Source organism: Bradyrhizobium sp. McL0616, from assembly GCF_049993385.1.
Taxonomy (GTDB): Bacteria; Pseudomonadota; Alphaproteobacteria; order Rhizobiales; family Xanthobacteraceae; genus Bradyrhizobium.
On sequence record NZ_CP188255.1, the window covers coordinates 1085472 to 1107048 of the forward strand.

Sequence of the window (21577 nt, forward strand, 5' to 3'; positions counted from 1 at the left end):
GTATTAGTACGTACCGGTCAGTAACATTGTCAAGCCCATCCGAGAGGCGACGGCGCCCATGAAGAAAAAAGTCGCTGCACCTGCGGAGCCCCCGATCCGGGCGGCCGACCGGATTCGCGCTTCCGCGAGCGAGCTGTTCTACCGCGAAGGCATCCGCGCCGTCGGCGTCGACGAGGTGGTTGACCGGGCCGGTGTGACAAAACCCAGCCTCTATCGCAGCTTCGCTTCCAAGGACGATCTCGCCGCCGCCTATTTGCGCGACTACGATCTGGAGTTCTGGGGGAATTTCGAACGCCCCGGCGGCAAATCCTACGCCGATGCGCGCGATCATGTGCTCGCCTATATCGGCCAGCTGTCGTCGCGCGCCGTGCGCAAGGGCTATCGCGGCTGCGGCCTCAGCAATGCCACGGTGGAGTATCCGGCGCGGGACAATCCGGCGCGCCAGGTCGCCGAAGCGCACAAGAAGGTCTTCCGCAAGCGCCTGCGCGAACTCGCCGCCAACATGGGCGCGCGCCACCCCGCCGTGCTCGGCGATGCGCTGCTGCTGCTGATCGAAGGCATCTACGTCACCGGCCAGCAATCCGAAGATGGCCCCGCGCAATCGGCGCTCGCAGCGGCGAAGCTGCTAATCGATGCGTGTGTGAAGGCGGGGTGAGGCCGCGCCGAAGATGCTCATCTTTCCAGCGTCTTCAGGAAGGCCATGAAGTCTCCAACCTGATCGGCATCGAAGCGAAATTCCGGCATTGAGGGGTGCCCGGTGACGATGCCCTCGGCGAGAGCCTCCTGCAGCATCTCGATCGGATATCGCTCGTGCAATGTTCTGAACGGAGGAGCGATCTTGAGAGGGCTTGGGCTGGCTTTGTCGGTCGAGTGGCACTTTGCACAATACAGCAGCGCAAGCCGCCGTCCTTGCTCGACGTTCGAAGCCGCAGTTGGGTCGGAGAGGAGAACCAAAGCCCCAGCGACGATGCCGCCGGCGATGACGCGTTCCATTCGCAGATATGTACTCACTTGTGCTCCATCAGTGTGACATCAGGACGGGAAGGGTCATGCTGCGGAACATCTGCCGTGTCACGCCGCCGAACACCGTTTCCTGAAGCCGGGAATGCCCATAGCCTCCCATGACGAGGAGATCGAGGCTTTCATCCGCGGCGATCGACAGAATGCTGGACTGCACGTTCCCTCGGTCCGATTGTAGCAAGACGGTTTTCGCCGTCAGCCCCTTGCGCGCGAGGTGTTTCACCAGCCGGTCGGGTGATGCGTCGGCCGGCACCTCGGATTCGTTGAACGTGATGACCGTCAGCGCGTCCGCTCGGGTGATGAATGGCATCGCGTCGCGCAAGGCGCGGGCCGCGAGGCGGCTGCCGTCCCAGCAGATGCCAATGCGAGATGCCTTGAACGCGCCCTGGAAAGTGTAGGGAATGAACAGCAGCGGCCCGCCTGCCTGCAAGAGGATATGCTGCGGGAGCTGGTTGTCGAACGTCTCGCGATCAGGATCTCCCTGGGATACGATCGTCAGATCATAAAGCCGCGCCGCAGCCGCTACTCTCGAACGGATATCGGCGATGGTTCCGCTCAGGGCGCATTTTCCATAGGTGATCTTGGCGTTCTTCGCCTCGGCGTCGAAAACCTGCAATGCCGCGTCGGCTCGCTCCAGCGCGCGTTCGTATTCGAATTGCAGCGAGGATGCGATAGCTGCCCCGCCCTCCGCAACGAACGGCACATTGGTCGAAGCATATCCCGTCGAGATTGCATCAAGGCGCGCGCCAGCGGTCATCGCAAGCGACACAGAAGCATCAATGGCGGGCCGCGGTGACCGTTCAGTGGGAATGTGCACCAGTAAGTCTTTGAACATGCGTGCCTCCCGTTCCGCTCTCGAGGGGGAGAGCAGCACATGTCGCCATTGAGGGGTTTGACCCACGTCAAAGCGGCAGCAGGCAGACCGGATATCGTTTGAGTTCGGGGCAGGAGTACCGGCATGGGACGGGTGGCATTGGTGACGGGCGGCACCAGAGGGATTGGTGCGGCTGTATCTCAAGCGCTTCGGGCGGCAGGCTACCTGGTTGCAGCGACCTACGCCGCGAACACCGCGGCGGCCGAAGCCTTCGCGAGCCGAACGGGCATCTCTGCTCATCAGTGGGACATTTCCGACTTTGATGCCTGTGCGGCCGGGGTGAGGTCCGTCGAGGCTTCGCTTGGACCGATCGATATTCTAGTGAACAATGCCGGCATCGTTCGTGACTCGACGCTTCACAAGATGACCCGGCCGCAATGGGATGCCGTGATCCGCACCAACCTCGACGGCTTGTTCAACATGTGTCGGCAGGTGATCGAGGGCATGCGCGCGCGCAAGTATGGCCGCGTCATCAATATTTCGTCGATCAACGGACAAAAAGGCCAGTTCGGCCAGACCAACTATTGTGCGGCTAAAGCCGGCGAACTTGGATTCACCAGGGCGCTGGCGCTGGAAACGGCGCGCCTCGGAATCACGGTCAATGCCATCTGCCCCGGCTATGTCCATACCGAGATGCTGGACGCCGTGCCGCCGGAGGTTTTGGAGAAAAGCATTCTGCCGCAAATTCCCGTGGGCCGTCTCGGTCGACCGGAGGAGATTGCGCGCGCAGTCGTGTTCCTGGCGGGAGAGGATGCAGGTTACATCACTGGATCGACGCTGTCGATCAATGGCGGCCAGTACATGATCTGAGCGTCGCACAATCTCCGGAGTTGATGCAGCTCAATTCGGCCTCGGGCAGTGTGGATAGGCTGTAGCAAGTCAAGGGAGTTCACCGTGTCGCCTCCAGCATCCGTCGGCCGCCTTCCCGCAGCATCGAATTCCGAACAGGTTCTGCTGGAGGCCCCGCCCCATGAGGGCGCGAGGGCAGTGCCGCCGTCCGACTCCGATGCCGCAGATGCCATCGATCGATCCTTTCACGCGGCGTTGGCGCGCTTGACCGGCGGGGTCTCGCCGGCAGCACTGGCCTTGGCTTTTGCCGACTGGCAGCTGCATCTCCTGGCGTCACCCGGAAAGCAGGCCAGTCTTGCCGGTCAGGCCATGCAAAATGCATTTCAGTTTGTCGACTCCATGGTGCCGCGGCATGCAACGTTCCAGCCCTGGACGGTGACCAGGCCGCTGGAGAACGACCGCCGTTTCTCGAGCTCGGATTGGGAGCTGCCTTCCTTCAATCTCTCGGCCCAGGCCTTCCTGCTGACCGAACAATGGTGGCATTCGGCGACGACCGGGATTCACGGACTGTCCCGTTCGAACGCAGCGATTGTCGACTTCGCTCTTCGGCAATGTCTGGACACGGTGGCTCCGACGAATTTCGCCATCGGCAATCCCGAGGTGCTGCGCAAGATCATGGAGACCGGCGGCGGCAATTTCGTCTATGGCCTGCACAACTGGATCGAGGATTGGCAAGCCGTGCTCGCCGGCTCAAAGCTCAGAAGCGATCAGAAATTCGTGGTTGGCAAGGATGTTGCCGTTACCCCCGGCAAAGTCGTCTATCGCAACGAGCTGATCGAGCTCATCCAGTATTCTCCGACGACGCCGACCGTGCGGCCTGAACCCGTCTTGATCGTTCCCGCCTGGATCATGAAGTACTACATTCTCGACCTGTCGGAGCGTAATTCTCTTGTGCGCTTCCTCGTCGAAAATGGGTTCACCGTCTTCATGATTTCGTGGAAGAACCCCACATCCGAATATCGCAATTTCAGTCTCGAAGACTACCGTGAGCTCGGAGTGGATGCCGCGATCGCCGCCATCAATTCGCTTCGGCCCGGACAGGCAATCCATGCTGCGGGCTATTGCCTCGGCGGAACCCTGTTGTCGATCGCGGCGGCCAGGCTGGGTCGCGAGCGACCCGATTGCCTGCGAACGGTGACACTGCTCGCGGCGCAAACCGACTTCACCGAGGCCGGCGAGCTGACCCTGTTCATCAACGAAAGCCAGGTCGCGTTCCTGGAGGACATGATGTGGCGGCAAGGCGTGCTTGGAACGGCGCAAATGGCCGGAGCCTTTCAGATGTTGCGGACCAACGATTTGCTTTGGTCGCGCGTTGTACGTGACTATCTGGTCGGAGAGCGAGCCGTTCCGAGCGATCTGATGTCCTGGAATGCCGACGCCACGCGCATGCCCTATCAAATGCATTCCGACTATCTGCGGCGCCTGTTCCTCGACAATGACCTCGCCGAGGGTCGCTATCAGGCAGATGGCAAACCGGTCGCGCTCTCGGATCTGCACATGCCGATGTTCGTTGTTGGGACGTTGCGCGACCATGTCTCGCCTTGGAAATCGACCTACAAGATCAACCTCCTTGCCCATGCTGACATCACCTTTGTCCTGGCGAGTGGCGGACACAATGCGGGCATCGTCGCGCCGCCGGGCGAACAGGGGCATAGCTATCAGGTGCTCAGCAAGAAGGCCCAAGATCCCTATCTAGGCGCGGACGAATGGATCGAGCGTGCGCCGTCCCACGAAGGATCATGGTGGACCGAGTGGACGCGATTTCTTGCCGTACATTCCGGTCAACCCGTGCCGGCCCTCTTGCCGGCAAGCGCACAACGAGAAGACGGGCCTTTGGCTGATGCGCCCGGCGCCTACGTGCTTGAGCAGTAGACGCGAGACTGCGGGGTAGATGCCAGGAGATCGCCTCAACGCCACCCCAGCGCCGGCGCGACATGCGTGAGGATCGCCTCGATCGAATGTGCGCAGTAGTCGACGCCGAGCTGGTTGGGAACGGTCAATAGCAACGTATCCGCCTCGGCGATCCCCTCGTCCTGGCGCAACTGCTCGATCAGCGCATCCGGCTCCGCGGCATAGGAGCGGCCGAAGATCGCGCGGGTCTGCGGGTCGATGAAGCCGATCTGGTCCTCGCCTCCGCGCTCTCCGCCGAAATAGGCGCGGTCACGATCGTCGATCAGCGCGAAGATGCTGCGGCTGACGGACACGCGGGGCTCGCGGGTGTGGCCGGCTTCCTTCCACGCGGCACGATAGGCGCGGATCTGGGCGGCTTGCTGCACGTGGAAAGCCTCGCCGGTCTCGTCGTTCTTCAGCGTCGAGCTCTGCAAATTCATGCCGTGCTTCGCCGCCCACACTGCTGTCGCATTCGAGCCGGCGCCCCACCAGATCCGTTCGCGCAGGCCCTCGGAATGCGGCTCAAGGCGCAGCGCTCCAGGCGGATTTGGAAACATCGGCTGCGGATTGGGTTTTGCAAAACCCTCGCCGCGCAGGACGTCCAGAAACACCTCCGCGTGGCGCCGGCCCATGTCGGCGTCGGTCTGGCCGTCGGCCGGCTGATAACCGAAATAGCGCCAGCCATCGATCACCTGCTCGGGCGAGCCGCGGCTGATGCCGAGCTGGAGCCGTCCGCCGGCGATGAGATCAGCGGAGCCCGCGTCCTCCGCCATGTAGAGCGGGTTCTCATAGCGCATGTCGATCACGGCGGTGCCGATCTCGATCTTGCCGGTCCTGGCTCCTACAGCGGCAAGCAGCGGAAAGGGCGAGGCGAGCTGGCGCGCGAAGTGATGGACGCGAAAATAGGCGCCGTCCGCGCCGAGCTGCTCCGCCGCGACGGCAAGCTCGATGGATTGCAGCAACGTGTCCCCGGCCGAGCGGGTCTGCGATTGCGGCGAGGGCGTCCAGTGTCCGAAGGAGAGGAATCCGATTTTTTTCATGGGCGTCATTTAATGATGGCAGGGACGGCGTCAACCGCCTGCGTTGGCTGCGGGGGTATGCGATGAAGGCTGAACAAAATACTCGGCGCGTTCGACCAGCAGATCCAGGAAGCTTCGCGCCCGCAGCGACATCCAATGCGTCTCCGGATAGACCGCGTGCAAGGGCAATGCCGCGATGGTGTAGTCCGGAAGCACATGCTCGAGCTCGCCGCGGCGAAGGCCGTCCGCGGCATTCCAGTCGGGCAGGATGGCGATACCGAGATGCTGCATCGTCGCCTCCTGCATCGCATCGGCATCATCGACGTGAATAGGTCCAGTGATGGATGCCACGTGACGGCCATGCTCGGATTCGAAGGTCCATTGGTGCGCCGGGGACATGCGCGAATAGACGATGCACTGGTGTGAGCTGAGGTCATCCGGCGTGCGCGGCATCGGGCGTCCGTGCAGATAGGTGGGGGTCGCAACCAGATAGCGCTGCACAGTCCCGAGCCGGCGGGCAACCAGCGTGCTCGCCTCCAGGTTTCCAATCCTCAAGGCAAGCTCGATGCCTTCTTCCACCAGATTGACGAACCGCTCGCTGAAGCGGATGTCGACCCGAACTTCCGGATAATTCCGCACATATTCGGCGATGACCGGCATCATGTAGCGTCGTCCGAACGACGAGGGAACGCCGATCCGGAGCGTGCCTGTGGGCCGTGGCGCGGTCTCATCGACACTCGACTTCGCCACGTCGAAGGTTTCGATGATCTGGCGCGCGAGGTCGTAGATCCGATGCGCCTCGGCTGTCGGCTTGAGCGTGCGGGTCGTGCGCAGGAAGAGCTGCGTGCCGAATTCGCTTTCCAGCATGGCGATGCGCTTGCTGATGGCGGGCTGGCCAATGCCGAGTTCTTTGGCCGCAACCGAGAAGCTGCCGGCCTCAAGCGTGCGTACGAAAGCCCGCAGGCAATCAATTCGGTCCATAATTCATTCCGATCTGGAATAAATTATATCCAATATATTCCGTAGTGCGCAAGCCGGCGGCTCGTTAGGCTTCCTCAAAACAGGCAATTACAGGGGAGGAGACGGCGTGGCACGCAACATCGGAATCGTCGGCGCTGGAATCGCAGGCCTGCATCTCGCGCTTTACCTGCAGAAGCATGGCGTCGACGCCACTGTTATCACCGATCGGCCGCCGGAGGATTACCGGAATATCCGGCTCCTCAACACCGTCGCGCATCACCACGTGACCATCGCGCGCGAGGACTATCTCGGCGTCAATCACTGGGCTGATCCGAAGGACCATTATTATTACCACGATCATGTCTTCAATTTTCCGCAGCCGCTGAGCTTCCGCGGTGACTTCTCGAAGGCAAGCCGCGCCGTCGACTACCGGATATATCTTCCTGCGCTGATGCAGGACTTCATGAAGCGCGGCGGCAAGATCGAATACCGCCGCATCGAGGAGCGCGACGTCCGTCCGCTGGTCGCGCGCTTCGACCTGCTGGTCGTCTCGACCGGCAAGGGGCCGCTGGGCCAGCTCTTCACCTACCGGCCGGAGCACACGCCCTATTCGCAGCCGCAGCGGCGACTGTGTGTCGGGCTTTACACCGGCGTGCGGCAGCCCGATCCCATGAACGTCACGCTCTCGGTCTCACCCGGCCATGGCGAGATGATCGTGATCCCGACCATCACCTTCGGCGGCGTCGCCAACGCGCTGCTGATGGAGAACGTGCCGGGCGGCGACATGGAGGAGCTGGCCACGCTCAGCTACGACGACAACCCGAAACACTTCTTGAAGGTGCTGTTGGGCAAGCTGGAGAAGCACCACCCGACCACCTATGACCGGATCGATACGGCGCGCTTCGATCTCGCACAGCCGCAGGATCTGCTGCAAGGCGGCGTGGTCCCGACAGTGCGCAACACGATGGTCGAGTTTGACGACGGCAAATGTGCGATCGCGCTCGGCGACGTTCATGCCATCGTCGATCCCATGATGGGCCAGGGCGCCAATGTCGCCTCCTATGCGGCCTTCGTGCTCGGCGAGGAGATCGTCAACGCCGACGCGCTCGACGCACGGCTGTGCGAGAAGATCGATTTGAAACGGCAGGATCGCGTGCTGGCGGCGTCACGCTGGACCAATGTGATGCTGCAGCCGCCCACGGAAGCGCTGGGCATGCTGATCGGCGCGATGAGCCAGAATCCCGCGCTGGCGAACGAGTTCACCGAGAATTTCAACTACCCGGATCGGCAGTGGGACCGCATTTCCACGCCGCAGCGCATCCAGGCCTGGATCGAACGCATGTCGGCGCCCCCTGAGCCCGTCCGGGCGATTGCGTGAGGATCGATGCGAGCGAGGACTGACATGCAGCGCGCCAATCCGGCGTCGTTTCGCGAAGCCGCGTCGCGATTTGCGACCGGGGTTGCGGTGCTGACCGCGCTGGACGAGCACGGGCGCGTCTGCGGCATGACTGCGAACAGCTTTGTCACCGTCAGCCTGTCGCCGCCCACCGTGCTGGTCTCCGTGATGCCGGGACGGATGCACCGGGCGATCTCGGCGACCGGCCGCTATTGCGTCAACGTCCTGCCGGACCACGGCCGGGATCTGTCGCGGCACTTCGCGAGCCAGCCGAACGGCGGCGCGATCCCGGATTACGACATCGTGGACGGCCTGCCGCGACTCCAGGGATGCATCGCCTACTTCGCCTGCGAGGTCACTCGGCACGTCGATGTCAGCGACCACACGCTGATCATCGCCGAAGTCTCGACCTGCGACTATCGCGACACCACGCCGCTGGTGTTTTTTTCCAGCCGGTATCATCTCGGACCCGGCGTGCCGGTGGATCGGTGAGGATTGGAGTCGCCGTGAAGTTGGTCATCGGCGATGACCCATTTTGGGTGGTTGCCGGATCGATTTTTCACCCTGCGTTCTTCCAGCCCACTTCGCGCAGGTCTATGGTTCGGTCGCTACCATGAGCTGCCAGAGGGGCGTGCCGAGGCCCCGATCTCCAAGCGGCAGCGTCGGAGCTACCGGCGGGCACTAAGCCTCAACGGATCAAGTCTTTCTTTTGATCAGCTCTACTCGATCGCGCGCGTGCGCAGCACGCGCATGCAGGGGAGATTTCAATGATCACGCGCTCTACCCTTATGGCTGCCTGTTCCATCCTGGCTTGCATGTGCGCAAGCGGATCCGCGAGGGCGGAAACGATCGGACGACTGGACTGCAGCGTTGTCGGCACGATAAGTCAGGAAGCCATCGGGGACCGAGATGGGCATCGGCTCACCAACGTCCAATTCGCTTGCTTTGGCGCGGATGGCCCGCTGAAGGGCGCGGTGTATACGGGATCTTCGACCCAGGAATGGGATGGTTCTCAGGCCACATTCCTGGCTGCAGGAGGGATATACCGGATGCCCGGGGGGCTCGCAGTGAGCCAGGCGATCGAGGGTACATCGTCTGTCGTCATGAAGGATGGCAAGCCGGTTGGCAACGAGAGCTCTGGAAAAACACGCTTCAGGTTTGCATCCGGCACGCTCGCCGCGCTCGCGGGGAAGACCGTGCGCTTTGAAGCCAAGCCAACCGGCGTTGGGCGGTTCAGCCTCGAATATACGGCGGACAGCGCGACGGATACCGTCGGCACCGGCAAACAATAGCGCAGGCGCCGTCGGCGCCGGGCGTTGCCGCCAGAACTAGCTTGCCCGCGCGCTCTTTGCGCGCGGGGGCATATCGTTGACGTCGTCGGCGCGTTTGGGATCGCCCGCGGCGCGCCATTGTCTTGGCGTCATTCCGGTCCAGCGCTTGAACGCGTGGGTGAACGCGCTGACTTCGCCGTAGCCGAGCAGCCAGGCGGTTTGCGAAATCGGCAGCTCGTCCTTTTTCAAATAGTTCTTGGCAAGATCGATCTTCAATTGATCGAGAATGCCGGTGAAGGTCAGCCCCTCCGAGGCGAGGCGCCGCGCCAACGTGCGGTGGCTCATGCCGAGCCGGCGTGCAATCTCCTCGGCCCTTGCTTCGCGGTGGGGAAGCAGTGGAGCGATTGCATTCTCGATGCTCGATCTGAGCGAGACCCCGCCGGGCTTCCGGTGCGCCAGCGCCTCCTCGCAGAAGGTCACCAGCAGATCGTTCAGATGGTGGTCGGCGCTCTCGATCGGCATCAGCCCCACGGGTCGAGGGAAAACGATCTCGTCGATATCCGCTCCGAACTCGATCTCGCAGCCCAGGAACGACCTGACCTCCGCGGGCGTCGTTCGACGGCGATGGGCGACTTTGACGCGACTCGGCACCAGGCGGCGATTTGTCAGGACGCGGTTCATGCGAATGATCGAAGTGAGCCAGAATTCGATCTGGTGCCGATCCGACCGCCTCTCCACACCGACATATCTCAGCGTGATCGACATGTCCTTCGCGGCAAATCGCAGCGAAATCCCCTCATTGGCGAGATGGCAATAGCGTTCGGCCTTGGCCAGGGCTTCGGCGACTGTCCTGGAGGACCCCGCGACATAGTAGAGCAGGCCAATTTCACGCAGGTCGAAGTCCAGCGCCAGGTGGAACCCGAGAGCGTCGTCTTGCAGGGCCTCGGCGGCAAGCTCCAGAAATTTCATCTGGCTTTCGACGCTCACGCGCGCCTTGCGGTCCTCGATCTGCGCGAGGGTCAATCCGGCCTTTGACAGCAGACCGTCCGCCGGAATACCGGCGTCCAGCAAGCGCGCCCATACCAAGCGAGCGATTCCGCCGGTGGCGCTGGGCATTGTTTCCAGATGGGGCGAATGGGCAGCCGGCACGCCGAACCCTTTCGTCGTTGCCGCAGCGGCCTTGAGTCCCTTGGCTCGCGGATCGCGCTCGCGGCATGGAAAATCAAATAATTGGCTTACGATAACAAGAAACCGGGTGCCGCGTGACTTAAATCGGTTGTCTGCCCTCGAGGGCAGCCCCTCTCCCCAAACTCCGAAGGCCTCGATGTCCCGTTGTGACGACGACGCGTCTGTAAACTTGAAGATCATGCGAGGTTACGGAAAATTGCTCGGACTTCCCCATATCGCTCACGGCGCCCGGACGGTTGCGATCGAACGTGTCGGGGACTGCGAGATCAGCATGTTCGAAGCGTTGGGAGCTGGCTCGCCCGAGGCCCCCTTGTTCTGGATGGAGCTGTTCGACCTTCGCATCCATTCGTCGCTGGACAGCCACGGCTGCCACAATATTGGCGAGGCAGTCGCTGTGTTCCAGGATTTCGCGTCGCGGGCGAGCCGCCTGACCGAAGCGTCGTCGCTCTGCGCATCCGGTGAAAACTGAAGGCTGGCAATTGTTGCGCCCACCCCGAGAGGAAAACGCAATTCTGCTGACGCGCGGCCAGCCTCTCGGGTATGACGCGGCGCGGATGGCATTTCTGTTTACGATGACCTACGGCGCCAAGATCGTCGACTGCGAGATCAGCAGCAGTGCGCTGGACGACCTCGACGGAACAAAGGGCACGCGGCCTGGCGAAAGAGAAACTCAATTCATCCGCCTCCGCGATGCGGTCGAGCGCGTCGCGTCAAACGCCTTCGCACAGCAGGGTAAGCGTGCAGGTGAGCGGGTGCGTATCTTCTCCAAAAACGTCAAAGGCCTGTAACGATCGCGCAAAGCGAGGCTGTTGCTGCCGCAGCAATGCATATGCAGTTTGTGCCACGCGAGATGTTCGACATCTTCCTCTTAACCATTTCACTTAATCTTGGTCTGCAAGACCGGGTTCCGCAACTGTCGCCGGTCGGGTGTTGCCCCGCTGCGACATCCGTGCACGCTCAGCCGGTGTAGACTGGTCGATATCCGGTGCCGCCTCGGCCGCCTCGGATGTTGGATTGTCGCTCTCTTGCGTCGAGTTGTGAGTGTTGTCGTTGGCCGGGACAAGTCGCATCATTGCTCCCTGGGTTTTGTTGGCCTTGTCGGTCGCAACGGTGCTCGGTGGCTGCGCCGGACGTCCGTCGCAGGGCGTTCTCATTCCCACAGCGCAGGTCGCCGCGGGAAACACCAATGTCCCGATCTATGTCGTCACCAATCGCAAGCGATCGGATCTCGATCCCGGCGAGATGTTCAGCGGTGAGCGTTCGGACGAGCTGTCCTTTGCCGAGGTGACGGTCTCGATACCGCCCGATGCTTCGCGGAAGATCGGGGAGGTGCAATGGCCTGCGGGCCTGCCCGGTGACCCCCAACGAGATTTCACGACCGTGTCGGCGGACTATCTCGACAGGACGCATTTTGCTGCGTCTGTCACTGCGACCATGAAGCAGACCGGTCGCAACAAGGTGCTTGTCTTCGTCCACGGCTTCAACAACCGCTTCGATGATGCGGTCTATCGCTTCGCGCAGATCGTTCACGATTCGAAGGTGCCAGTCGTTCCCGTGCTTTTCACCTGGCCATCGCGCGGCGAATTGAGGCTGCGCGCCTATACCTATGATCGGGAAAGCGCCAATTTCTCGCGAGACGCGCTCGACAATCTATTGGGCACGCTTGATAGCTCGCCCGCCGTCAGTGAAGTCTATCTTCTGGCTCATTCGATGGGCAATTGGATCGCGCTGGAAGCGCTGCGGACGCGTGCGATCCGTGCCACGGCTGTCGCGTCGAGACGCAGCAAGCTGAAGAATGTGATGCTGGTGGCTCCCGACGTGGATGTCGATGTCTTCCGCTCGCAATTGAACCGGATGGGCGGCGCGCGACCGCCGATCTCGTTGTTTGTCTCGCGGGACGACGGCGCGCTCTCGTTGTCGAAGACGATCTGGGGTGACGTTGCCCGCCTGGGCGATATCGACCCGACCCAGGAGCCCTACCGAACCGAACTCGCGCGCGACCGGATCGACGTCTACGACCTGACGAAACTGGCCGTTGCCGGCGATGACGCACATGATCGCGCGTTCGAGCAGGTAGGCCCGGTTGTCGCAATGATCCGCCAACGCATGGCGCAGGGCCAGGCGCTCGGTGAACAGAAGCCGGCTGCGGGGCCGCTCGCGCGGTTGGCGGAGTAGTCTCCGGTTGGCTTGAATGGTTTCCTGCAGCGGGTCGAACAGGCGCGGAAAAGCCTGCGCGCGGGAAACGGCGTGAAGCATGAGGATGTCGATACTGAGGAGCGGTAAGGGTTTCTCATCCCATTCGCCCGATGATGACATCGTGCGCCTGTTTTGCCCGACGGGTCAACGTCTCGACAAAGTGCCTTAAGCCATTGATCCGGCTAATGCCGGCTACTGTGCATGGGGTTGTTTTCGACTTTTTTGTTGGACGGCGCACGAAAGTGCAGGCTGAGCGGGGACGCACCCCGCTCCATCCGCTACTTCATCACCCGCAGGCCCTTGGTCGTGAACCGCTGCGTCTTGTCGCCGGGACGTACCGGCCGCCGCGTGCCGGCAGCCTTGCCGGTGCCGGGGGGCTGATGCGCGGGTACGAGCTGCTCGGGGCGGGAGCCAATCAGGTCGGCGCGGCCCATCTCCTTCAGCGCCTCGCGCAGCACCGGCCAATTGTCGGGGTCGTGATAGCGCAGGAAGGCCTTGTGCAGCCTTCGCTGACGCAGCCCCTTGATCGCCTCGACCTTGTCGCTGCCGCCGCGGCGCACGCCGCGCAGCGGATTGACGCCGGTGTGGTACATCGCCGTTGCGGTCGCCATCGGCGAGGGCAGGAAGGTCTGCACTTGATCGGCGCGGTAGCGGTTCTTCTTGAGCCACAGCGCGAGGTTCATCATGTCCTCGTCGGTCGTGCCCGGATGCGCCGCGATGAAGTAGGGGATCAGGTAATATTTCTTGCCGGCCTGTTCGGCCGCGGCATCGAACATCCGCTTGAACTTGTCATAGGCGCCGATGCCCGGCTTCATCATCTTGTCGAGCGGGCCGCGCTCGGTATGCTCGGGTGCGATCTTCAGATAACCGCCGACGTGATGGGTGACGAGCTCCTTGATATATTCGGGGCTCTCGATCGCGAGGTCGTAGCGCACGCCGGAGGCGACCATCACCTTCTTGATGCCCTTGGTCTCGCGCACCTTGCGATAGAGCCGGATCAGATCGTCATGCGAGGTGTTGAGGTTCGGGCAGATTTCCGGGAAGACGCAGGACGGCCGCCGGCACGCCGCCTCGACCTTGGGATCCTTGCACGCCATCCGGTACATGTTGGCGGTGGGGCCGCCGATGTCGGAGATCACGCCGGTGAAGCCGGGGGTCTTGTCGCGGATCTTTTCGATCTCGCGCAGGATTGAGCCCTCCGAACGGTTCTGGATGATGCGGCCTTCGTGCTCGGTGATCGAGCAGAAGGTGCAGCCGCCAAAACAGCCGCGCATGATCGTCACCGAGAATTTGATCATGTCCCAGGCGGGGATCTTGGCTTCGCCGTAGGACGGATGCGGAGCGCGCGCATAGGGCAGGTCGTAGACCGCGTCCATCTCGTCGCTGGTCAGCGGGATCGGCGGCGGGTTGAGCCAGAGATCGCGGTCGCCGTGACGCTGCACCAGCGGCCGCGCATTGCCTGGATTGCTCTCCCGGTGCAGCACGCGCGAGGCTCGGGCATAAGCTTCCTTGTCCTGCTCGACCTGCTCCAGCGCTGGCAGCCGGATCACGGTTAAGCCTTTCGTCCGCGATGCGCCTTCGTCGGCGGAATCGAGATCGTCGGCATGCAGTTCGGCGTAATCCTCGGGCACCCGGCGGAACAGCGCGACGCCCCTGATGTCATCGAGATCGCGCGGGGCTTCGCCCGCGGCAAGACGGTTGGCCACCTCGACGACGGCGCGCTCGGCGTTGCCATAGAGCAAGAGGTCGGCCTTGGCATCGGCCAGCACCGACCGGCGCACCTTGTCGGACCAATAGTCGTAATGCGCGATCCGGCGCAGCGAGGCCTCGATGCCGCCGAGCACGACCGGGACGCCCTTGAACGCCTCGCGGCAGCGTTGCGCATAGACGACGGTGCAGCGGTCCGGCCGCTTGCCGCCTTCGCCGCCAGCCGTATAGGCGTCGTCATGGCGCAGGCGGCGGTCCGCGGTGTAGCGGTTCACCATCGAGTCCATGTTGCCGCCGGTGACGCCGAAAAACACGTTTGGCTTGCCTAGCGCCTTGAACGGCTCGGCCGAAAGCCAGTCCGGCTGGGAGATGATGCCGACGCGAAAGCCCTGCGCCTCCAGCAGCCGGCCGATGATCGCCATGCCGAAGCTCGGGTGGTCGACATAGGCATCGCCCGTCACCAGCACGATGTCGCAGGCATCCCAGCCGAGCGCGTCCATCTCGGCGCGGCTCATGGGGAGGAACGGCGCCGGTTTGCGCGGCCGCGCCTGGGCCATCAGGGGCTTTTCGGCGGTGATGATTTGGGTGTCCATGCGCATACGCATAGGACTCTGGAGCCCCGAATACAACCAACGGGCACGTGAAGAACCGCGGTTCCCTTAACGGCATTCCGGCCTCGCGGGCGCCTTGGCGGTGTGTGATGCCGTCCACATACCGGCCGGCCGCTCCGCGTCATCCTCCTCCCAGTTTCAAGGGAGAGACCGATGTTTCTGATCGATGCGCTGCTGATCCTGGCGATGATGTTTTTCCTGTTCCTGCCGATCACGGATCGCAGGACGGTGCGGATGAGACTCTGCATGCTCTGCGCGCTGCTGGCGGTGTTCTCGGTTTCCGTCGCCCAAACCCCTGTTGCGTCGGTTTTGCTGGCGAGTATCGCCTCGCCCCAGGGAGCACTGCGTGCGCCGCCTATGCTCATCAGCGAGCCGTCTTCCGGCTTCCCGCTACGGCCCGCACGGGAGTTGCGCGTGCTCCATGCGCAAGGACATTCCTGACGGCCAGGAACCATCTGCCTCCACGAACATTCCCACCCGAGGGACCGGCGATGGGGGACTTGTGAGTACGGTCATAGAGAACTTGCTGGCGCGGAAGCAGAAGCTGGTCGAACAGCTTGAGACGGCGCAAACGGTCGAGGACCGCGACAGGATCGAGCACCAGCTCGAGCAGATCAACACCGCGCTGGATTTTCTGGACAGGCCCGGATCGAAAGGCGGGCGCTAGCCGCGTTCAATCCACTTTCGGCACTTCCACTTTCAAGGCTTTGGCATAGACCACGCCTGAATTGGTGATGTGCGTCGTCATCAGTTTTTCAAAGTCGGAGAATTCGCCGCGGGCGAACAAATCAAGCAGCCTGCGATGCTCGTCAAAGGACGTGCGGGTGCGCACGTCGATCGGCGAGGTCAGGTTGGTGCGGAGCGCTGCGACGCGGCCGGAGACGAGCTGGTAGGATTCGACGAGATAGTGGTTGCCGCAATGGGCAAATAGCGCTTCGTGGAAGGCCGCGTCGGCGCGCCCGTAGGCGATGTTGTCCTTCGCCGTGACCGCCGGCTCCATCGCTGCGATCGCCTCGCTCATCGCCGCGACCGTACCGTCGCGGTCGTGGCGAAAGGCGAACTCGGCGGCCTTGGGTTCGAGCGCAATCCTGAAGGTGCAGAGCGCGTTGATATCCTCGGCGCTCGGCGTGAACACGAAGCTGCCGACCTGCGGCCGGATCACCACGAGCCCCTGCGCCTGCAACTGGCCCAGGGCCTCGCGCACCGGCGTGCGGCTGACGCCAAAGGAATTGGCCACCATCTCCTCGGAGATCGCAGCGCCCAGCGCGAACTCGCCGTCGATGATGGCCTGGCGCAGCCGCTGCATCACCCGCTGCGACAGCGACTTCGGCGTATTGAGCTTCAGCGATCGCATATGCTCTCAGATCACTTTGCCGGGATTGAGCAGGTGATCGGGATCGAGCGCGGCCTTCAGTGTCCGCATCAGCGCGATCTCGGCGTCGCTGCGCGCATATCCAAGCCACTTCTTCTTCAGCGTGCCGATGCCGTGCTCGGCGGAGACGCTGCCGCCCAGCTCGCGGACGAGACCGTAAATGATCGTATCCATCTCCTCCTTCGGCTGCTGCTCGACGGAGAGACCCGTGACCCAGGAGACGAGATGCAGATTGCCGTCGCCGATATGGCCGTAATAGACGCTTTCGCACCCCTTGATGCCGTCAGCGAGCGCGGCCTTGCAGCGTGTGACAAATTCGTCCATGCGCGCCACCGCAAGGCCGATGTCGTAGGAGATGTGCGGCCCCAGTACTTGGCCGAATTCGGCGCAGATGTCGCGCACGCGCCAGAAGGCTTGCGTCTGCGCCAGCGATTGCGCGACTGCGGCGTCGACCAGCAGCCCGCGCTCCATCAATTCTTCGAGCCAGCTCTGGAAGCGCGGCGCGTCGAGACTCTCGTCGGTGCCCTGCGCCTCGACCAGCACGTAGAGACCATGGCCCGCGGCGACCGGCGGCTTCACCCCGGCGCGCGTCGTGATCACGTCCCAATAGTCCGGCCACATCACCTCGAACGCCGACAGCAGCGGACCGAGCCCGGAGCGTGACGCGTCGAGCAGCGCGATCACCGCCGCATAGTCCTTCAGCGCGCACAGCGCGGCCATGGTCGAGCGCGGCTTCGGAAACAGCCGCAGCACGACGCGGGTGATGATGCCGAGCGTGCCTTCCGAGCCGATGAAGAGATGTTTTAGATCGTAGCCGGCGTTGTTCTTCATCAGCTTGTTGAGGCTGGTGATGATGGTGCTATCAGGCAGCACCACCTCCAGGCCGAGCACGAGCTCGCGCGTCATGCCGTAGCGGATCACGCGGTTGCCGCCGGCATTGGTGGAGAGATTGCCGCCGATCGCGCAGGAGCCGCGCGAGCCGAGGTCGAGCGGAAAGAAAAAGCCGGCTTCGTCGGCGGCTTTTTGAATCACCTCCAGCGGCGTGCCAGCCTTCACCGTCATCGTCGCCGAGGCGCGATCGATCTCCTCGATGCCTGTCATGCGCTCCAGCGAGATCGCGACCCAGCCCGCCTCGGGTGAGGCGCCGCGGCAGAGCCCGGTCAATCCGCCTTGCGGTACGAACGGCAGATGCGCCTGCCGGCAGGCTGCGATCGCATCGGCAACGCCCTGTGCATCGAGCGGCCGGATCACCGCGAGCGGCGTTTGCGGCAGGCTCGCGCTCCAGTCGTTGTGATTGCGTGCGGGCACGTCGCTGCCGGTCAGTACAGCAGCCGCACCGAGTTTGTCGCGCAACGCGCCGAGCAGTTGGTCGGGATGTCCCGCGGGGGTCACCATGTCCATGTGAGACCTCTTGCAGATCTGGCCGGGCGCCCGTGCGCCATCGCGGCGAGGGAATTGCATCCATCTTGTATGTAAGGTACAAGGTGAAAAGTAAAGCAAAAACAAGGCTTCGATGAGCCCCGAAGATCGTTGGAGATCAGAGGCTTAGTTCGAAGGCCGCAGCAATGGGTGGTGTCATGACGGAGGCAATTCGCGGGTTCTGGGTGGCGTCGGCGACACCGCTGGCTTCCGACGGCAGCGTAGATTCCGCGCGGCTCGTCGCTCATGCCAAGCAGCTGTTCGGCAAGGGTGTCGACGGCGTCGTGCTGTTCGGCACCACCGGCGAGGGGACTTCTTTCAATGTCGGAGAACGCGTCGCGACCGTCGAAGCCTTGCTCAAGGCGGGCGTCGCCGCGGAGCGCATCGGCATCGGCGGCGGCTTTCCCGCGATCAGCGACAGCATCGCCCTGACGCGCGCGGTGCTCGGCCTTGGCCTGCGCCACGTCCTGTTCCTGCCGCCTTACTTCGATCGCAACGTCACGCCCGCCGGCATCGAGGATGCCTTCGCTGCGATCATCGACGGCGTCGCCGACGATCGCCTGCGCGCCGTGCTCTATCACATCCCGCAAATCTCGGGCGTCGCGATCCCGACCAGCGTTGCAGCTAACCTGCGCAAGCGCTACGGCAAGACAGTCGCGGGCCTGAAAGACTCCAGCGGCGACTTCAAGCAGTTCCAGGCGTTCCGCGCCGCGGCGCCCGAACTCGCCATCACCGTCGGAAATGAGACCGACATCGCCCGCGCGATCGCCGGCGGCGGCGCCGGCACCATCTGCGGCATGGCCAACATCGCGCCAGAGCTGGTCAAGGCGATGATCGACGGCAAGGATGTCGAATCGCGCATGCAGGCCGCGGTCGACATCGTGGTCAAGTCGCCATCCTTCCTTCCGACGCTCAAGGCCATTCTTGCCACGCAGACGGACGATGCAGCCTGGCTGCGCGTGCGGCCGCCGTTGCGCGCGTTGACTGATGGCACCGCGCTCAAGTCGAAGCTGGACGAGCTGACCAGCCCTGCCATCGCGTAAGATCGCTCCTCATTCGCGGCAATCGCTCGAGGTGCGTGCTGACATCGCGCGGATCGCCACGAGCGCTGCGGCAAAGCCTGATGCAGCACCGACACCAAGCGCCCAGCGCGGGCCGAGGTGATCCGCCACCCATCCGACGATCGGGGCGCCGATGGGCGTGCCACCAAGCGCGACGCCGAGGCGTAACGCCATCACGCGTCCCCGCATCCTCGGTTCGGTCGAGAGTTGCATCAGACTGTTCGAGGTATTGGTGACCGTCAGGGCGGCGACACCGATCACGACCAGGCTGCCTGCGAACAGCCAGTAGCTGGGTGCAAGCGCGGCCAGCGTGCAGCCGGTGCCAAAAATTGCAGCCCCGAGCAGCAGCGAGACGAACCGCGGCTGGGCGCGCCCTGCGGCCAGCAATGCGCCAGAGATCGTGCCGATCGCCATCGTCGACGACAGCAGGCCAAAGCCGCGCGCATCGGTGTGGAAGACGGTGACCGCCATGGTCGAGATGAAGATCGGGAAATTCAGCCCGAACGTGCCGATCAGGAACAGCATGATCATGATCGCCCTGAGATCCGCACGCGCCCACACGTAGCGAAAGCCCTCCGTCATGCCGCCCTTGGCCCGCTGGGCCCGCGCGTTCGGGCGAAGCTCCGAGGCGCGCAGCAGGGAGAGTGAGCCAAGCACCGCCACGAAGGAGGCGGCGTTGATCAGGAATGCCCATCCGGTGCCGATCGAGGCGATGACAATCCCAGCGATCGCGGGCCCGATCATCCGTGCGGCGTTGAAGGACGTCGAGTTCAGCGCGATGGCATTGGAGAGGTCGCCATCGCCGACAAGCTCGGCCACGAATGTCTGGCGCACCGGGGCGTCGAACGCCGCGGCACAGCCGAACAGGAAGGCAAATACGTAGACGTGCCAGAGCTGCACCAAGCCGGTGACAGTGAGAAGGCCAAGGACCAGGGCCAGCACGCCCATCGTCGCCTGTGTCGCGATCAATATTCGTCGCTGGTTGAAGTGGTCGGCCACAAAACCCGTCCACGGCATCAGCAGGAGCTGTGGTCCGAACTGGAGCGCCATCACTACGCCCACAGCCGACGCATTGTGCTGCGTGAGCTCGGTGAGAACGAGCCAGTCCTGGGCGGCACGCTGCATCCACGTTCCGGTATTGGACACCAGCGCGCCCGCAGTCCAGACGCGGTAATTGAAGTTCCGCAGCGAGCGAAACGTGCCCGCGGCCGCCACGCTCACGAACCCGTCGGCGTGTTGCCGCCGTGGAACCGGCCGAAATGTCGCGCGCAAAAGAGGCTGAGGAGCAGCGCGCCGAGTCCGAGTGCGGCGACATCGGGCGTGTCCAGCAGAGCAAACTCTCCGACCCGACAAACCAGGAGATACCCGACGATGATGTTGATGAAGCCCCAGAGCACGTTGACCGTCGACGAGGACAGCCCTTCCCCCCGCGGCTGCGCGAACGGGCTTTGGAACGGCTCTCCCCTCAGGCCGCTGACGAGATGCGGAATTGCGTTCGCCAGAAAGGCGCCGCCAAAGAAATAGGAAGCCAGATGAAGCCAGTTCATATTTGCGCGCTCCGTGTTGCCAATAGTTCGATGATCGCCTGCGTCGAGCCGCTCTCGCCGAGTCGCGGAAAGACGTTTGCGATGCTGTAGTCGTGGGCCTCTGACCGCGGATCGGTCATCGCGTCGGTGGCCAGGGTGACATTGAAGCCGGCCTCGTAGGCTTGGCGCGCGGTGGATTCGACGCCGGTGCCGGTGGCGATGCCGACAATGACGACCTGTGTGACGCCGCGCGATCGCAGCTGGCTTTCGAGATCGGTGCTGGCGAATGCGCCCCATGTCCGCTTGGTCACGGCGATATCGCCGGGCTGTTGATCAAGCTCCGGAATGAGAGTGGTCCATCCGTCGGGTAACGGACCGGCAGGGCGCGGCCGCTCCGTGCGGCCCGGCGCGGCACCATCGACGTTGACCAGCGCGACCGGCAGGCGATGCCGCCGAAACGCAGCGGCCAGCGCACTGGCGCGCCCCACGACGTCGCTCATGGCATGGGCGAGTGGTGAGCCGACGATGCCGCGTTGCAGGTCGACGACAATGAGGGCCGTGACCGGGTCGAGCGTCGTGAGAGCCATGATTGTATCCTTCCGGCAGCAGACTGTTTCGCGCGACGGATGCGGCGAGGCCGCGTCAATCGTCGACAAGCCGCTTGAGCAAGGAGACGGCAGCGGCCAGTTCGTCCTGCTCCCGCAATGAAAGCCGCGCCGAAATGGTGCGCGAGAGCCAATCCTGCCGCGCGGCGCGACCGACCCGGATCCAGTCGCGGCACGCCTTTGTCAGCGACAGAATGGTTTGACGGCCGTCTTCCGGATCAGGTGCACCGCCGACCAGGCCTGCGGCTTGAAGCACGGCGACCGCGGTGCTCATCGACTGCGGACGCATCTTTTCCGATCGCGCCAGGCTCGACACTGTCGCCGGGCCGTCCTTTTCCAGCCGCAGCAGGATGGACACCTGAGAGGGCGTCAGGTCACTCGGGCCTGCCTGTTCGCGAAGCCGGCGCTTCAGCCTGCCGATCAGCGAACGCAGGTCTTCTGCGAGCGCGCCGGCGCGTGCGGACGGGCGTTGGTCTGCCGAATTGATCATAGTGGATCCAATACAGATATGAAGATAAACTGTAAAGAATATCTGCGCAGTTAAGCTGAACAACAAGACGTGAGCCGGCGGATACCGACCGTCGCAATGACGACATGGGAAAGTTGTGCAAGA

The 21577-nt window shown here is 63.3% G+C and carries 24 protein-coding genes; 12 read left to right on the forward strand and 12 right to left on the reverse strand.

Features of this window, described 5'->3' with window-relative positions; translation table 11 throughout:
* Positions 1 to 58 precede the first annotated feature (58 nt).
* Positions 59 to 655 (forward strand): TetR/AcrR family transcriptional regulator, encoded by a 597-nt coding sequence (locus tag ACPPVR_RS05230; RefSeq protein WP_426613193.1) that lies wholly within the window; start codon positions 59 to 61, stop codon positions 653 to 655.
* A 17-nt stretch (positions 656 to 672) separates the two neighbouring features.
* On the opposite strand, the gene ACPPVR_RS05235 is transcribed toward ACPPVR_RS05230, so the two are convergent.
* Together ACPPVR_RS05235 and ACPPVR_RS05240 are read right to left on the reverse strand one after the other, a co-directional pair.
* Entirely contained in the window at positions 673 to 993 is a 321-nt protein-coding gene (locus ACPPVR_RS05235; RefSeq protein ID WP_426613194.1) for a c-type cytochrome, read from the reverse strand.
* 28 nt (positions 994 to 1021) lie between these two features.
* Positions 1022 to 1855: a universal stress protein gene (locus tag ACPPVR_RS05240; RefSeq protein WP_426616031.1), complete on the reverse strand. Its 834-nt coding sequence runs from the start codon at positions 1853 to 1855 to the stop codon at positions 1022 to 1024.
* A gap of 123 nt (positions 1856 to 1978) precedes the next feature.
* On the opposite strand from ACPPVR_RS05240, the gene phbB reads away from it, so the two are divergent.
* The gene (phbB, locus tag ACPPVR_RS05245; protein WP_426613195.1) at positions 1979 to 2704 is read left to right on the forward strand and encodes an acetoacetyl-CoA reductase; all 726 of its coding nucleotides are present in this window, start codon (positions 1979 to 1981) and stop codon (positions 2702 to 2704) included.
* Positions 2705 to 2788: 84 nt separating this feature from the next.
* Positions 2789 to 4615, forward strand: a complete 1827-nt coding sequence (locus ACPPVR_RS05250; protein ID WP_426613196.1) for a PHA/PHB synthase family protein — start codon at positions 2789 to 2791, stop codon at positions 4613 to 4615.
* A 35-nt stretch (positions 4616 to 4650) separates the two neighbouring features.
* Here the strand turns inward: ACPPVR_RS05250 and ACPPVR_RS05255 are convergent, their stop codons facing one another.
* Both ACPPVR_RS05255 and ACPPVR_RS05260 read right to left on the reverse strand, forming a co-directional pair.
* The gene (locus ACPPVR_RS05255; protein ID WP_426613197.1) at positions 4651 to 5673 is read right to left on the reverse strand and encodes an LLM class flavin-dependent oxidoreductase; all 1023 of its coding nucleotides are present in this window, start codon (positions 5671 to 5673) and stop codon (positions 4651 to 4653) included.
* Positions 5674 to 5703: 30 nt separating this feature from the next.
* On the reverse strand, positions 5704 to 6633 hold the full coding sequence (locus tag ACPPVR_RS05260) for a LysR substrate-binding domain-containing protein (RefSeq protein ID WP_426613198.1): 930 nt from the start codon (positions 6631 to 6633) through the stop codon (positions 5704 to 5706).
* Between the two features lie 106 nt (positions 6634 to 6739).
* On the opposite strand from ACPPVR_RS05260, the gene styA reads away from it, so the two are divergent.
* The 3 genes from styA (at position 6740) to ACPPVR_RS05275 (ending at position 9300) form a co-directional block, all read left to right on the forward strand.
* Positions 6740 to 7990 (forward strand): styrene monooxygenase subunit StyA, encoded by a 1251-nt coding sequence (styA, locus tag ACPPVR_RS05265; RefSeq protein WP_426613199.1) that lies wholly within the window; start codon positions 6740 to 6742, stop codon positions 7988 to 7990.
* A gap of 24 nt (positions 7991 to 8014) precedes the next feature.
* Positions 8015 to 8500, forward strand: a complete 486-nt coding sequence (styB, locus tag ACPPVR_RS05270; RefSeq protein ID WP_426613200.1) for a styrene monooxygenase NADH-dependent flavin reductase subunit StyB — start codon at positions 8015 to 8017, stop codon at positions 8498 to 8500.
* A 575-nt stretch (positions 8501 to 9075) separates the two neighbouring features.
* Entirely contained in the window at positions 9076 to 9300 is a 225-nt protein-coding gene (locus ACPPVR_RS05275) for a hypothetical protein (RefSeq protein WP_426613201.1), read from the forward strand.
* Between the two features lie 36 nt (positions 9301 to 9336).
* Here the strand turns inward: ACPPVR_RS05275 and ACPPVR_RS05280 are convergent, their stop codons facing one another.
* Positions 9337 to 10647, reverse strand: a complete 1311-nt coding sequence (locus tag ACPPVR_RS05280; RefSeq protein ID WP_426613202.1) for an AraC family transcriptional regulator — start codon at positions 10645 to 10647, stop codon at positions 9337 to 9339.
* A gap of 91 nt (positions 10648 to 10738) precedes the next feature.
* Between ACPPVR_RS05280 and ACPPVR_RS05285 the strand changes: the two genes are divergently transcribed.
* From ACPPVR_RS05285 to ACPPVR_RS05295, 3 genes are all read left to right on the forward strand, one after another.
* Positions 10739 to 10936 (forward strand): hypothetical protein, encoded by a 198-nt coding sequence (locus ACPPVR_RS05285; protein WP_426613203.1) that lies wholly within the window; start codon positions 10739 to 10741, stop codon positions 10934 to 10936.
* Positions 10926 to 11255, forward strand: coding sequence for a DUF1488 family protein (locus ACPPVR_RS05290; protein WP_426613204.1), 330 nt, complete (start codon positions 10926 to 10928; stop codon positions 11253 to 11255). The genes ACPPVR_RS05285 and ACPPVR_RS05290 overlap by 11 nt, the downstream gene beginning before the upstream one ends.
* A gap of 307 nt (positions 11256 to 11562) precedes the next feature.
* Positions 11563 to 12642, forward strand: coding sequence for an alpha/beta hydrolase (locus tag ACPPVR_RS05295; RefSeq protein WP_426613205.1), 1080 nt, complete (start codon positions 11563 to 11565; stop codon positions 12640 to 12642).
* 299 nt (positions 12643 to 12941) lie between these two features.
* Here ACPPVR_RS05295 and ACPPVR_RS05300 read toward each other — a convergent pair whose 3' ends face one another.
* Positions 12942 to 14963, reverse strand: coding sequence for a YgiQ family radical SAM protein (locus ACPPVR_RS05300; protein ID WP_426613206.1), 2022 nt, complete (start codon positions 14961 to 14963; stop codon positions 12942 to 12944).
* Positions 14964 to 15134: 171 nt separating this feature from the next.
* Between ACPPVR_RS05300 and ACPPVR_RS05305 the strand changes: the two genes are divergently transcribed.
* Positions 15135 to 15422 (forward strand): hypothetical protein, encoded by a 288-nt coding sequence (locus ACPPVR_RS05305; RefSeq protein WP_426613207.1) that lies wholly within the window; start codon positions 15135 to 15137, stop codon positions 15420 to 15422.
* Positions 15403 to 15648: a hypothetical protein gene (locus ACPPVR_RS05310; protein WP_426613208.1), complete on the forward strand. Its 246-nt coding sequence runs from the start codon at positions 15403 to 15405 to the stop codon at positions 15646 to 15648. Before ACPPVR_RS05305 ends, ACPPVR_RS05310 begins: the two co-directional genes overlap by 20 nt.
* Positions 15649 to 15654: 6 nt before the next feature.
* On the opposite strand, the gene ACPPVR_RS05315 is transcribed toward ACPPVR_RS05310, so the two are convergent.
* Together ACPPVR_RS05315 and ACPPVR_RS05320 are read right to left on the reverse strand one after the other, a co-directional pair.
* Positions 15655 to 16335 (reverse strand): GntR family transcriptional regulator, encoded by a 681-nt coding sequence (locus ACPPVR_RS05315; RefSeq protein WP_426613209.1) that lies wholly within the window; start codon positions 16333 to 16335, stop codon positions 15655 to 15657.
* Positions 16336 to 16341: 6 nt separating this feature from the next.
* Positions 16342 to 17754 carry an FAD-binding oxidoreductase gene (locus tag ACPPVR_RS05320; protein WP_426613210.1) on the reverse strand — a complete coding sequence of 471 codons (1413 nt, stop codon included), beginning with the start codon at positions 17752 to 17754 and terminating at the stop codon, positions 16342 to 16344.
* 176 nt (positions 17755 to 17930) lie between these two features.
* On the opposite strand from ACPPVR_RS05320, the gene ACPPVR_RS05325 reads away from it, so the two are divergent.
* Positions 17931 to 18815, forward strand: a complete 885-nt coding sequence (locus ACPPVR_RS05325; protein ID WP_426613211.1) for a dihydrodipicolinate synthase family protein — start codon at positions 17931 to 17933, stop codon at positions 18813 to 18815.
* A gap of 9 nt (positions 18816 to 18824) precedes the next feature.
* On the opposite strand, the gene ACPPVR_RS05330 is transcribed toward ACPPVR_RS05325, so the two are convergent.
* The 4 genes from ACPPVR_RS05330 to ACPPVR_RS05345 are packed head-to-tail and all read right to left on the reverse strand — an operon-like array spanning position 18825 to position 21454.
* Positions 18825 to 20054, reverse strand: a complete 1230-nt coding sequence (locus ACPPVR_RS05330; RefSeq protein WP_426613212.1) for an MFS transporter — start codon at positions 20052 to 20054, stop codon at positions 18825 to 18827.
* Positions 20051 to 20380, reverse strand: a complete 330-nt coding sequence (locus ACPPVR_RS05335; RefSeq protein WP_426613213.1) for a hypothetical protein — start codon at positions 20378 to 20380, stop codon at positions 20051 to 20053. Before ACPPVR_RS05335 ends, ACPPVR_RS05330 begins: the two co-directional genes overlap by 4 nt.
* The gene (locus ACPPVR_RS05340) at positions 20377 to 20946 is read right to left on the reverse strand and encodes an isochorismatase family protein (RefSeq protein WP_426613214.1); all 570 of its coding nucleotides are present in this window, start codon (positions 20944 to 20946) and stop codon (positions 20377 to 20379) included. Before ACPPVR_RS05340 ends, ACPPVR_RS05335 begins: the two co-directional genes overlap by 4 nt.
* Before the next feature lie 55 nt (positions 20947 to 21001).
* Positions 21002 to 21454, reverse strand: a complete 453-nt coding sequence (locus ACPPVR_RS05345; protein ID WP_426616032.1) for a MarR family winged helix-turn-helix transcriptional regulator — start codon at positions 21452 to 21454, stop codon at positions 21002 to 21004.
* Positions 21455 to 21577 lie beyond the last annotated feature (123 nt).

What these genes read in the sequence shown, in the direction of transcription:
- ACPPVR_RS05230 (WP_426613193.1), top strand. Translation starts at nt 59, where the DNA reads ATGAAGAAAAAAGTCGCTGCACCTGCGGAGCCCCCGATCCGGGCGGCC.
- ACPPVR_RS05235 (WP_426613194.1), bottom strand. Translation starts at nt 993, where the DNA reads ATGGAACGCGTCATCGCCGGCGGCATCGTCGCTGGGGCTTTGGTTCTC.
- ACPPVR_RS05240 (WP_426616031.1), bottom strand. Translation starts at nt 1,855, where the DNA reads ATGTTCAAAGACTTACTGGTGCACATTCCCACTGAACGGTCACCGCGG.
- phbB (WP_426613195.1), top strand. Translation starts at nt 1,979, where the DNA reads ATGGGACGGGTGGCATTGGTGACGGGCGGCACCAGAGGGATTGGTGCG.
- ACPPVR_RS05255 (WP_426613197.1), bottom strand. Translation starts at nt 5,673, where the DNA reads ATGAAAAAAATCGGATTCCTCTCCTTCGGACACTGGACGCCCTCGCCG.
- ACPPVR_RS05260 (WP_426613198.1), bottom strand. Translation starts at nt 6,633, where the DNA reads ATGGACCGAATTGATTGCCTGCGGGCTTTCGTACGCACGCTTGAGGCC.
- styB (WP_426613200.1), top strand. Translation starts at nt 8,015, where the DNA reads ATGCAGCGCGCCAATCCGGCGTCGTTTCGCGAAGCCGCGTCGCGATTT.
- ACPPVR_RS05280 (WP_426613202.1), bottom strand. Translation starts at nt 10,647, where the DNA reads ATGATCTTCAAGTTTACAGACGCGTCGTCGTCACAACGGGACATCGAG.
- ACPPVR_RS05285 (WP_426613203.1), top strand. Translation starts at nt 10,739, where the DNA reads ATGTTCGAAGCGTTGGGAGCTGGCTCGCCCGAGGCCCCCTTGTTCTGG.
- ACPPVR_RS05300 (WP_426613206.1), bottom strand. Translation starts at nt 14,963, where the DNA reads ATGGACACCCAAATCATCACCGCCGAAAAGCCCCTGATGGCCCAGGCG.
- ACPPVR_RS05305 (WP_426613207.1), top strand. Translation starts at nt 15,135, where the DNA reads ATGTTTCTGATCGATGCGCTGCTGATCCTGGCGATGATGTTTTTCCTG.
- ACPPVR_RS05310 (WP_426613208.1), top strand. Translation starts at nt 15,403, where the DNA reads ATGCGCAAGGACATTCCTGACGGCCAGGAACCATCTGCCTCCACGAAC.
- ACPPVR_RS05315 (WP_426613209.1), bottom strand. Translation starts at nt 16,335, where the DNA reads ATGCGATCGCTGAAGCTCAATACGCCGAAGTCGCTGTCGCAGCGGGTG.
- ACPPVR_RS05320 (WP_426613210.1), bottom strand. Translation starts at nt 17,754, where the DNA reads ATGGACATGGTGACCCCCGCGGGACATCCCGACCAACTGCTCGGCGCG.
- ACPPVR_RS05325 (WP_426613211.1), top strand. Translation starts at nt 17,931, where the DNA reads ATGACGGAGGCAATTCGCGGGTTCTGGGTGGCGTCGGCGACACCGCTG.
- ACPPVR_RS05335 (WP_426613213.1), bottom strand. Translation starts at nt 20,380, where the DNA reads ATGAACTGGCTTCATCTGGCTTCCTATTTCTTTGGCGGCGCCTTTCTG.
- ACPPVR_RS05340 (WP_426613214.1), bottom strand. Translation starts at nt 20,946, where the DNA reads ATGGCTCTCACGACGCTCGACCCGGTCACGGCCCTCATTGTCGTCGAC.
- ACPPVR_RS05345 (WP_426616032.1), bottom strand. Translation starts at nt 21,454, where the DNA reads ATGATCAATTCGGCAGACCAACGCCCGTCCGCACGCGCCGGCGCGCTC.